This is a genomic window from Nocardioides sp. S5 (assembly GCF_017310035.1).
Lineage (GTDB): Bacteria > Actinomycetota > Actinomycetes > Propionibacteriales > Nocardioidaceae > Nocardioides.
This window is the reverse complement of the sequence record NZ_CP022296.1, coordinates 2,039,300-2,050,039: the sequence shown is the minus strand read 5'-3', so window position 1 is coordinate 2,050,039 and position 10,740 is coordinate 2,039,300. Positions and strand designations below refer to the sequence as shown.

At 68.4% G+C, this 10,740-nt stretch carries 9 protein-coding genes; 7 read left to right on the top strand and 2 right to left on the bottom strand.

Annotated elements, in window-relative coordinates; all coding sequences use genetic code 11:
* Nucleotides 1–108: 108 nt before the first annotated feature.
* Both CFI00_RS10190 and mobF read right to left on the bottom strand, forming a co-directional pair.
* Nucleotides 109–471, bottom strand: a complete 363-nt coding sequence (locus tag CFI00_RS10190) for a hypothetical protein (RefSeq protein ID WP_207085033.1) — start codon at nt 469–471, stop codon at nt 109–111.
* Nucleotides 472–572: 101 nt separating this feature from the next.
* A complete protein-coding gene (gene mobF / locus CFI00_RS10185; protein ID WP_207085032.1) occupies nt 573–4,097 on the bottom strand; it encodes a MobF family relaxase in 3,525 nt (1,174 codons plus the stop codon).
* Nucleotides 4,098–4,471: 374 nt separating this feature from the next.
* On the opposite strand from mobF, the gene CFI00_RS10180 reads away from it, so the two are divergent.
* Genes CFI00_RS10180 through CFI00_RS10150 form a run of 7 tightly spaced genes read left to right on the top strand, consistent with a single transcriptional unit; the run spans nt 4,472 to nt 10,734 of the window.
* Nucleotides 4,472–5,098, top strand: a complete 627-nt coding sequence (locus CFI00_RS10180) for a hypothetical protein (protein ID WP_207085031.1) — start codon at nt 4,472–4,474, stop codon at nt 5,096–5,098.
* The gene (locus CFI00_RS10175) at nt 5,083–6,045 is read left to right on the top strand and encodes a hypothetical protein (RefSeq protein WP_207085030.1); all 963 of its coding nucleotides are present in this window, start codon (nt 5,083–5,085) and stop codon (nt 6,043–6,045) included. Before CFI00_RS10180 ends, CFI00_RS10175 begins: the two co-directional genes overlap by 16 nt.
* Nucleotides 6,046–6,070: 25 nt before the next feature.
* Complete coding sequence (locus CFI00_RS10170) at nt 6,071–6,748, top strand: SAF domain-containing protein (protein ID WP_242532779.1); 678 nt, start codon at nt 6,071–6,073, stop codon at nt 6,746–6,748.
* On the top strand, nt 6,748–7,512 hold the full coding sequence (locus tag CFI00_RS10165; protein WP_207085029.1) for a hypothetical protein: 765 nt from the start codon (nt 6,748–6,750) through the stop codon (nt 7,510–7,512). The genes CFI00_RS10170 and CFI00_RS10165 overlap by 1 nt, the downstream gene beginning before the upstream one ends.
* A complete protein-coding gene (locus CFI00_RS10160) occupies nt 7,509–8,984 on the top strand; it encodes an ATPase, T2SS/T4P/T4SS family (RefSeq protein ID WP_207085028.1) in 1,476 nt (491 codons plus the stop codon). Before CFI00_RS10165 ends, CFI00_RS10160 begins: the two co-directional genes overlap by 4 nt.
* Nucleotides 8,981–9,838 carry a type II secretion system F family protein gene (locus CFI00_RS10155; protein ID WP_207085027.1) on the top strand — a complete coding sequence of 286 codons (858 nt, stop codon included), beginning with the start codon at nt 8,981–8,983 and terminating at the stop codon, nt 9,836–9,838. The genes CFI00_RS10160 and CFI00_RS10155 overlap by 4 nt, the downstream gene beginning before the upstream one ends.
* The gene (locus CFI00_RS10150; protein WP_207085026.1) at nt 9,835–10,734 is read left to right on the top strand and encodes a type II secretion system F family protein; all 900 of its coding nucleotides are present in this window, start codon (nt 9,835–9,837) and stop codon (nt 10,732–10,734) included. Before CFI00_RS10155 ends, CFI00_RS10150 begins: the two co-directional genes overlap by 4 nt.
* The last annotated feature ends 6 nt before the right edge of the window (nt 10,735–10,740 follow it).

Genomic DNA, 10,740 nt, shown 5'->3' with positions numbered 1-10,740 from the left:
CACCAATCCTCGAGGAAATCCTGCTCCCGGCCACGGGAATGGCCGCTCGAGGCACTGTAGTAAAGACGACCGACAAAAGCGGGTGGTTCTTCGCGAAAGGTCTACCGGCTAGCGAGGCACCGCCTTGGTTCGCGCCACCGGTGCTGGCGTAGCCGCCACCCACTTCAGGCCGGCAATGACGACCCGCCAGAGTTCGATCGCAGCCAGCATCGCGAACTTGATTGCGTCCCAGCCGAGCATCACGAGGACCAGGTTTAGCCAGCCGGGGGCGCCGGCTGCGATGCCATCCGACACGGCCTTCATCGCGAGAAGCAGGACCGACGATAGAGCGAGCATCGCGCCACCCTTCCTTAGAGTAGGCGCCGCTGCGCGCACTCGGCGGATCAGTACGTTCGACGGGGCATTAAGCACCAGGTATCGGTGCGCGAGGGCCACCGCGGCGACAACGGGAAGAGCAAGAGGCATGATCATGGGATCGCCTTTCTGACGGGGTCACAGCTCGTAATACGCCGGCGTCCGCCCCCACGCCGCCTGAGATCACCTCCTGTGGACAACGGACGCGCGCCCCCGGGCTATGGAGCCGAGACGGCCTGGAGTTGGGCTCCGACGACGCGGGATTCGGTGCGGCTGGGGCGCGACAGTGCGGCAGCTTCCCGCAGCGCCATCAGCACGCGCTGACGGTCGGCACGCTGGGCGTTGTTTGCCGCGCTGCCGGCCAGCGGCAGATCGCTGATGACCTTGTAGCGATCCCGGTATGCGGCGATCGACGTCGCAGCTCGGACCCATTGCTCGCACTTGGCGGGATCCTGCGGAGGTTCGCCGAGCCGACGCGTCCAAGCGGTGCCGCCTCTGATGCCGACATCGAGGAGATTCCGTGCACGCGACTCGATCAACTCCTTCCGTTCGTCGATCGCTTGTCGGTCCTCGGCTGACATCGGGCCGAGTGGTTCGGGGAACAGGCCCGCGATAAGCCGCGGACGGACGCGGCAACCACGCGGCGGAGTCGCTGCGAGTTTGTCGACCCGGTAGCGCAGAACCGCGGCGATGTCGTCGGCGTCGTCGAGACCGTGTCGCCCAACGACTTGAGGCAGAAGACGTTCGAGATCGTGGTGGTATGCCTCGGCGCGACGAAGTGCCGCAGCGAGCGGGCCGAAGGCCGTCGACCCGACGACCGCGGCCTGCTGCTCGGCGGTCAGCCCGGAGCGGCTGAGGAGGCCGACGAAGCGGTCGTGCTGGGCGTCGGCGGCGATCGTCTCGAGTTCGGCTGCAAGCCGGTCGACGCCGCCGTGGAGTTCGTACTCGGCCTCGATGGTCTGCGTCGCCGAGATGTCGGCGCCGCTGTGCTGGAGGACGCCGTACAGGACCGTCCTGGCTGTGACGTCGTCCGCCTCCGGCGTGGAATGGCTGTCGTCGGGCTGGTCGAGAGCGACATACGCGATGTTGGACTCGCGGCCGCGGGTCATCGAGACGTACAGGTTCTCTCGGGTCGTAGATGCGGTCACGACGACATGTGCAGTGTCGACGGTGACGCCTTGTGCTCGATGTGCGGTGACGGCGTAGCCGAGATCGAGGTTCTCGGCGACGTACTCCGGCGGCAGGACCGTTCGCCGGCCGTCGCCTCGGAGGCGCTTGACTACGACAGACCCGTCTCGCCGGATGTCGGTGACCAGCCAACGGTCGCCGTTCTTCACCCACCCGCCACGCGTGGTCCGGATGCGGCGGTCGTTCTGACGCGTGATCACGACGTCTCCGACCGACGCTCGGCAGCCGTCGACCAGTTGTGCCTCGCGGTGATCGACGGCGCCGTCCATAAGCAGCCGCTCGGCCCGGGCGCGTTCGTTGAGCGCGCGGACGTCCCGAACCGACTCGGTTACGAAGATGCTGGCGCGCCCGGCCGCGCAGTCGGCGCGCCAAGCGACGTAAGCCGCGTCGACCATCTCGTCCGTGAGGCCCTCGCGGATCCGCTTGTGACGGGCGTACGCCGAGATAACCTGGACGTCTCCGCGACTCAGCGCAAGGGAGGCCTCCCTCTCCCACTCGTTGGCGAACCGGTGGATCTCATTCAACTCCGGCGCGTCCGCGCGCCGGTCGACGAGGAGCGCGAAGGCGCCGCCGGCATCGACGGACTGAAGCTGGTGGGGATCGCCGACCAGCAGGACCTTGGCGCCCGCACAAGCGGCGATCCCCGTGAGCCGATCCAGGGTCATCGTGTCGGCGAGAGTCGCCTCGTCGACGATCACCAGTTGGCCACGCCGCAGTTCGGTCCGGCCCTGGTCGGATTCGTGGAGCCACTTCGCCGTGTTCTCGCACGCGACGCCGAGGTCGTCGGCCAGCGCCTGGGCTGCAGCGGCGGACGGCGCCAGACCGACGACACTCCCCCGCCCGTGTTTGCTGATCCAGGCCGTGCGGAGCGCTCTCATCGTGGTGGTCTTGCCAGCGCCGGCAGGCCCGACGAGAAGGTCAATCTGGCGCCCTGAGCGACAGATGCGCTCCACAGCACGCCGCTGCTGACCGGTCAGTGAGACCGTGCCACGGCCACCTGCACGCCCTGCAACCCCGCCTGACACCGTTGGCGCGGCCACCTTCTCGGCGCGTGCCAACAGTCGCGCTTCGGCGTTGAGCACTGCGATCGAGGAGTACTTCTCACTGTGCCGCGGGCGGAACCGGCTCGTGCCGTCCTCGCGCTGGAACCGAGCCGGGCTAAGGGCAAGCTCGGGCGGCGTCAGGGCTACGGAGCGTTCCTGGGCCGCGTCGACGATGAGGCCGACGACGGCCTCGCGGTCTTCGGTCGTCGCGAACCTCAGATCCATCGTCTGCTTCGCCGCCTCGGCCATCAGGTTCCAGTGCGTCCACACGGCCCGCTTCACCGAGACCGCCGCGACCACCTGGGCACCGATCGCATCGATCGCAGCCAGCGGCACGTCCTCCGCTGTCAGGAGGTCGCCCTCTCGACCGATCACCGACTGCGACCACCCGGTGGGCTCGGTCCCCAACCGCTCGGCGGCCCTTCGCCGCCAACCCGCGGTGAGATCGGCGAGCGACCGGATCTCCTTCGGCGGGCGCGTGGCCAGCGTCGCCTGGGCCCGAAGTTCGACAATGGTCCTGGCTGATGGCATCCGCCCGTGCCGTGCGACGTACTCCGCGATGAGTTCGTCCTTCTCGAGCTCGATCTCGCGGGTGCGGCTGGAGAACTCGGTGATCAACTGGTCGGTGACACCTGCTATCTCCCAGCGGGGATTTCGGTCGGGACCGCGCTGCCGCAGCTCCCATTCGATGCCGAGGCCGCGCGACAGCCGGTCGGCAAGGAGGGCGTCGTAATAGGCGGACAGGCCTGTACGTGAGGCGAAGACAGGGCGTCCGTCGAGGCTGCGCCAGCGGCTGTCCATGACGGTGAGGACCTTGTTGGCGATGACGACATGGGTGTGGAGCTGCGGGTCGCCGGCCCTCGAGTCGAAGTGGTCGTAGGCGACGGCGGCGACGCCAGCCACGTCGACCTGGGCGACGGCGCCGTCGGCATCGGAGATGCCCGCACGGGTGGCGGCAACCTCTCGTTCAAAGAGCGCAATGACGTCTGACACCGCGGCGTGATGGGCGGCGACGATCCGTTCCTGGGTGATTGCGTCTGCGACACCCCAGAGGACAGAGACCGACTTCGGGACGCTGAACGTGAGGTCGAATCCGGCGACCGCTCGTCGCATACCAGCGCGGGTCTCCTCTGCCTCGATCCGTGTCGTTTCGGCCGCGTAGTCCTCCTGGGTCATCTCCGGGTCGAGCGCGGCGACGCGCTCCTCAATGCGGTCCGACAGCCGCTTGTACGACGGATAGGCCTTGCCCAGTTGCCCTCCGGTGATGGGGTCTCGGCCCATGCCGACGAGCAGGGCGAGTTGCTCCTCGGTCACCTGCATGCCGGGCCGGAGTTGGCTGGCCCCGAATGCGACCACGCCGGAACCGAGCCAGCGCCCGGGCGGCGTACCGACCTCGGAGTGGTAGCGCGTCAACGGCGTCGTTAGGGACCGCGTGCCATCGCCCGCCGCGACGCTGCGCAGCAGGTATTGATATCCGCTGCCTGCCGACATCCGGCGCATCGAGACCGTCACGGCCGTTTCCGTTCCATAGAGCTCAGGTACGTGTCCTTCTCCACAACCCCCTCGATCTGCACACCGTGTGAAGGCAAGAAGGCGGTAGTCGAGGAGGCGCAGAAGCGGGACGGGATGAGGGCGCGGAGCGACGATGGGCAGGACGAGGTGAGCGAGACGGCTGAAGGAGCGAAGGGGAGGGAGAGGCGGAGGAATGGAGGTGGGACAACCGGCTTGGGCAGAGACGAGCACCTGACCCCTGAAGCGACCTGGGTAAAGACGTCGGGTCCGAATCCGCGAATCAGGCTTACGATGAGGTTCAGACGATGCACGCACCGCCCGCGGGATGTCGTCGCGCCTCATCGCCGATGGCGAGAGGAAGCAGGACCACACCTATGAAGAACCGACTCGGGTTGACCTTCCTGGCGACTGGCACAGTTCTGTTGGCCGCGGTGTCGGCGTGCGCCGACAACGATGCGGATCCTCCGCCGACGACGCCAGCCACGTCGTCCCCTACAGAGTCGACAGAGCCGACGACCAGCGCGTCGCCGACGTCTCCGAACGACGCCGCGACCGCGGACGCAACGGCGGCGATGACCGACTACTACGCCGTCCTCGACGGGCTTCGGGCCGATCCCTCCAGCGACCTGAAGGAGCTCGTTACCGTCGCGATCGGCGCACAGCGCAACGCGGTGCAGTCCCTCGTACAGCGGCAGCGAGATCAAGGACAGCGCCAGACCGGCACCACGGCTATCAGCGAACTGAAGGTCCAGTCGGTCACCCTCGACAACTCCGACCCGGACGCCGGCAAAGTGCCCGCGGTCGTCATCGACGTCTGCTGGGACGTCACCAAGGTCGATGTGCTCGACAAGAGCGGCAAGTCGATCGTCTCCCCCGACCGCCCGGACACCGGGTGGACGCGTTACACCGTTGCGAACTACGACTACGCCGCCGACCCGAGCGGCGGATGGCGGGTGGTTACGGGCCAGGACCTCGAGCAGACGCCATGCGCAGCATCCTGATTCGTCTCCTGCTGACCGCCCTCGCCACCGCCAGCCTCACTGCCCTTGCGTCCGGGACGGCGTACGCCGACGGCACGGTCTGCGGTCAGACCGACCCCGCCACTGGCGAATGCCTGATCTGGATCCACGTCCCGGGCAATCCCGGCACGCCGGGCACGCCAGGCGACGATGGGCCGGAGGACACCGGTAGCGGCGCCGCCTGCTATTGGGACGGTACGAGCCAAGGCGTCACGAAGCCACCGCCTGGGCCGGTCCCATGCACGAAGGACGGCGCCTACTGGTCGAACGCGTACCACTGCTACATCACCCTGGTTCAACCCCAACCGCCGGCTGGCGATCCGATGTGGCAAGACCACGAGCCCGGCGACGGCGCCGTCTACTACTGCGACCAGCCCCAAACGGGGCTGCTCATCACAATATGGACACAGGATCCGCCGCCGAATTCCGGCACGGGGCCGACGCCGAGAGTGGTCGCACAGATCGCCATCGAGAACATGCACCTCAGGGCGATCGACATCGGCATCGCTCCCGAGCCCGGTCCCGACAGCATGGGTCTGGTCGGCATGCCCGTGTGGATGTGGGCCATAGCGCCGAGCAGCCAGACCTTCGGCCCGATCACCGAAAGTGCGTCCGCAGGCGGCATCACGATCACTGCAACGGCGAAGGTCCTGCACATCACCTGGGACATGGGCGACGGAACCGAAGTTGTCTGCGACACGGCGGGGTCGCCGTACAAGCCAGAGTACGGGCGGAAGTACTCCCCCGACTGCGGCCACACCTACAAGAAGTCGAGCGCGGGCCAGACCGATGACGCCTACACCGTCACCGCGACCTCGAGCTGGGTCATCACCTGGTCGGGCGCGGGCCAGACCGGGACGATCCGCCTCGACGGCCTCAACCGCTCGACGCAGATCCGAATCGGCGAAGCGCAGGTGCTCGTGAACTGACGAGCGCTGCGCGGGGAGGGACGAAGTGACCACGACTGCCCGAGAGGACCGGAGACCCGGCCCCCACCGCACCGCGCCCGACGTCGCGCCGCCGATCACTCCCCCGCCCAAGCTGCGCAGACGGCCTGGTCTTGTCGTCGCGGCCGTGGTCGTCACCGCCCTCGGATGTCTGCTCGGAGCGTGGGCATGGAACGCCACCACCAGCACCGAGGAGGTCCTTGCTGCGACGAAGACGATCCACCGGGGCGAGGTGATCACTGCCGACGACATCCAGCGCATTCGGATCAGCGGTGACCCGGCTCTCAAGCCACTCCCCTCCTCCGCGTTCGACGAGATCGTCGGTCAGCGCGCGGCGCTCGACATCGCAGCCGGCGGACTGATCACGACCGAGTCGGCAACCGACGCGCCGATCCCACCGGAGGGGCAGTCGATCGTCGGGATCTCGCTGACTCCGGCACAGGTGCCAGCGCTCCCCATGCACGGCGGCGAAAAGGTCCGCATCATCGTCACGCCAGCTGCCAACGGCGACGCCCCGACCGGTGCGCCGCAGTTCACCGCCGCCGAGGTCGTCGACACGGCGATCGATGAGACGACGGGCAACACCGTCGTCAACGTCCTGGTGCCGTACGCCGACGCGAGTGTTCTCGCTGCCCGCGCCGCGACCGGCAACGTGGCATTGGTCCTCGACTCGGGAGCCCAGTGATGGCCATCGTGTGTCTCACCTCGGCGTCCGGCTCGCCTGGTGTCACCACCACGGCAGTCGGCATGGCGTTCAGTTGGCCGCGGCCCGTGCTCCTCGTCGAGGCCGACCCGACCGGCGGATCAGGTGTCCTCGCCGGGTTCCTCCGCGGTACGACGCCGTACGACGCCGGGCTGATCGAGCTCGCACTCTCACCGCTCGGCACGGCGGACGCGCTGCGGGACGTCGTACGACCGCTGAGCCCGAACGTCTCGTTCGTCGCCGGCATCCGGTCGCACGCCCAGGCCACGGCGCTTCGCGACGTCTGGGATCCGTTGGCGGCCGCGCTCCACGACCTGGACGACAACGGCCAAGACGTCATCGTCGACGCCGGCCGGCTGGGCCTCGTTGCCTCGCCGACGCCGCTGCTGGGTGCCGCCGACGCGACGCTCCTGGTCACCAGGGCCACTCTGCCGTCGATCTCGGCCGCACGATCGTGGGCGGAGACCATCCGCCAGCCGGCCACAGGATGCGGGCACCCCGGCCTGCTTCTTGTCGCCGAGGGCCAGCCCTACCGCGCCACCGAAGTCACCAAGGTTCTCGGCATGCCCGTCGTCGCCGATCTGCCGGACGACCCGGCCGCCGCGGCCGTCTATCACCGCGGCGCGGCGCCTCCGAAGCACTTCGAGACCGGCCCCTACGTCCGCGCGCTCCAGGCCGCGGTCCAGTCCGTCCAGGCGCACGTCGCTCGCGTTCGGTTCGCGCTGGTCGAGGAGGCACGAGCATGACGGAGGCCTACCAATTCGCGAACGGCTACGGCGACCTGACCTGCCTGCCGATCTTCAGCCAGGCTGCCAACGGCGTCCCCCACGGGGTGCCGAGTGGTCTCGACCCCGCGGTGGCGTCACCTCCTGCTCCAACCTCCAATGTCGACTGGGCGCTCGTCTCGACCTTGCGGGCTCAGGCGTCGGAGCAACTGAGCCAAGTCGTGCAGTCCGGTCGCGCCCGGCTCGACAAGGAGGCGCAGCAGGAGCTCGGTCGGTCGATCGTGCTGGACCTGATCGAGTCTGCGATGGCGGAGGCTGTCGACGCCGGCCTCGGTTCGTGGAGTCCTTCGAAGCAGCAGGCGACCGCGCAGGCCGTGTTCGACTCCCTGTTCCGCCTCGGCCGCCTCCAGCCGTTGGTGGATGACGATCGGATCGAGAACATCGTCATCGTCGGCCACGACAACGTGCAGCTCGAGCTGATCGGCGGGACGCTCGTCCCGGGACCTTCGGTGGCCGACTCCGATCAGGAGTTGATCGACTTCCTCGTCTTCCTTGCTTCACGCAGCGAGGTGAATGCTCGTTCGTTCTCCGAGGCGCAGCCGAGCCTCCACATGAGGCTCGACGGCGGCTCCCGGCTCGCGGCCGTGGCGTGGGTGACGACACGTCCGTCGGTCGTCATCCGTCGTCATCGGCTGATGCGGGTGACGCTGGACGACCTGGTCGAGCGGGACATGATGACGCCGGTCCTCGCCTCGTTCCTGAGAGCTGCGGTGCGAGCCCGGTGCTCGATCGTTGTCGCCGGCGCCCAGGGGGCCGGGAAGACCACGCTGGTTCGAGCCCTCTGTGCCGAGATCGACGAGCTCGAGGCGATCGGCACCTTCGAGACGGAGTACGAGCTGCACCTCCACGAGCTCGGCCGGCACAAGGTGGTCATCCCATGGGAGGCTCGGCCCGGCTCGGGCGAACGCGGTCCTGATGGGCGGCAGTCGGGTGAGTTCACGCTCGACGAGGCACTCGTCGACTCCTTCCGCTTCAACCTCTCGCGGCAGATCGTCGGCGAGGTTCGTGGCAAAGAGATCTGGGCGATGATCAAGGCGATGGAGTCGGGCACCGGATCCATCTCCACCACGCACGCTGCTGACGCGGTGGCCGCCGTACGCAAGCTCGTGACCTGCGCGATGGAGGCGGGCCCACACGTCACCCAGGGTCTAGCCACTAGCAAGCTCGCAGCGACCGTCGACCTGATCGTCCAGTTGAGCCTGCAGACCAAGGTCGTGCCGGGCGGGGCTCACCGGACCAGGCGGGTCGCCGAGGTCATCGCGCTCGCGCCGGGCGAGAAGGAACCCGGCTACGCGACCACGCACGTGTTCCGCACCGATGCCGCTGGCGTCGCGGTCCCCGACGTCCTCCCTGACGAGTACCGCCGGCTCGCTCAGCACGGCTTCGACCTGGCGGCGTATCTCGCGAGTCAGCCGCTGGGAGCCCGGACATGACCACGATCCTTCCCGCCATCGCTGGTGGCCTCATCGCCCTTGGGCTTCTCGGGGTGGTCATTGGCCTGCGCCCGACCGCTATTTCACCGCGGGAGCCCACAGCAGCAAGTCGGCGCCGCGCACCCGACCGTCGCACCCGGATCCTGCTTCTTGCCGGTGGCGCGCTCGGTCTCGTCGGATGGCTTATCACCGGCTGGATCCTGGCGCTCCTCATCGCGCCGGTCGCCGTCATTGGGCTTCCCATCCTGCTCAGCGCTCCGTCGGCCGCCACGCAGATCGCGCGCCTCGAAGCGATGGAGGAATGGACTCGATCACTCTCGGGAGTCCTCACCGTCGGCATCGGCTTGGAGCAAGCCCTGGTCGCAACTCTCCGGTCGACGCCCGCTCCAATCGCGGACGAGGTCAATCGACTGGTGACTCGGTTGCGGGCACGCTGGGACACCGAGAAGGCCCTGCGCGCGTTCGCCGAGGAGCTCGACGACGCGACCGGCGACCTGATCGCGGCCAACCTGATCCTCGGCGCCCGCCGACGCGGAGCCGGGCTCGCGAGTGTCCTCGAAGGACTCGCCGAGTCGGTCGGCGCCGACGTTCGCGCGCGCCGCCAGGTCGAGGCAGACCGGGCCAAGCCGCGAGCCACTGCGCGGTGGGTCACGTTGATCAGCGCCAGCGTGCTCGTCGTACTCGCGCTGTCCGGGACGTATGTCGAGCCGTACCGCACCCCGGTCGGCCAGGTGCTCCTCGTGCTCCTCCTGTCGGCGTACGTCGCCACCCTGATCTGGATGCGACGCATGGCCGCAGGCAAGCCGCTCCCCCGGTTCCTGGCGACTCGCGCGGTCGCGGAGGCGCCGCGATGATCACCGGGCTGCAGTTGGCGATCCTTGCCGGAGGTCTCCTCGGCCTCGGCTTCGTGCTTCTCGTCGCCCGCCTTCTGCCCGCGGAGCCCGACCTCGCCGACGCGCTCGAGAGAGTCTCCTCGTCGCGTCCGCGCTCGGCCGCCACCGACGCCGCGCGGTCGAGCAAGGAGCGGCTCGGCCTGTGGGGCCTGCGCGTCTTGCCGCCTGGTCTCTGGGTTCGTACGCCGAATCGCGAACTCGCGCTGCTGCGGATACCGGTCGCGCAGTTCTACGGCGAGAAGCTGATGTTCGCCGGGCTCGGTCTCGTCATCCCGCCGGTCCTCGTCACGCTCTTCAACGCCTTCGGGCTGAGCATCCCGTTCCAGCTCCCGGCGGTCGCATCGCTCGCGCTGGCCGCTGTCATGTTTTTCATCCCGAACTACAACGCCCTCGACGACGCCAAGAAGGCACGGACCGAATTCGCCCGAGCGCTCGGCGCCTACATCGACCTTGTGGCATTGGAGCGGAACAACGGCATCGGCCACCGGCAGGCGATGGAGGCTGCGGCTGAAGTCGGCGACTCGTGGGTGTTCACGCGACTGTCCGAGGAGCTCACCCGGTCGCGGTGGTCGGGACTGCCGCCCTGGGACGCGCTGCACACCTTGGCAGAGGAGCTCGGACTCCCCGAGCTCGACGACTTCGCCGACATCATGCGCCTCTCGGGCGAGGAAGGAGCCGGCGTGTACGCCACCCTGCGCGCCCGATCCGCCGCCATGCGCACCGCGATGCTCAACGACGAGCTCGCTCAGGCCAACGCCGTCGGCGAGCGCATGTCGATGCCCGGCTCGCTGCTCGGCGTGATCTTCATGGCGCTCCTCGTCGCGCCCTCATTGCTTCGCATGTTCACGAACTCGTGACCACGG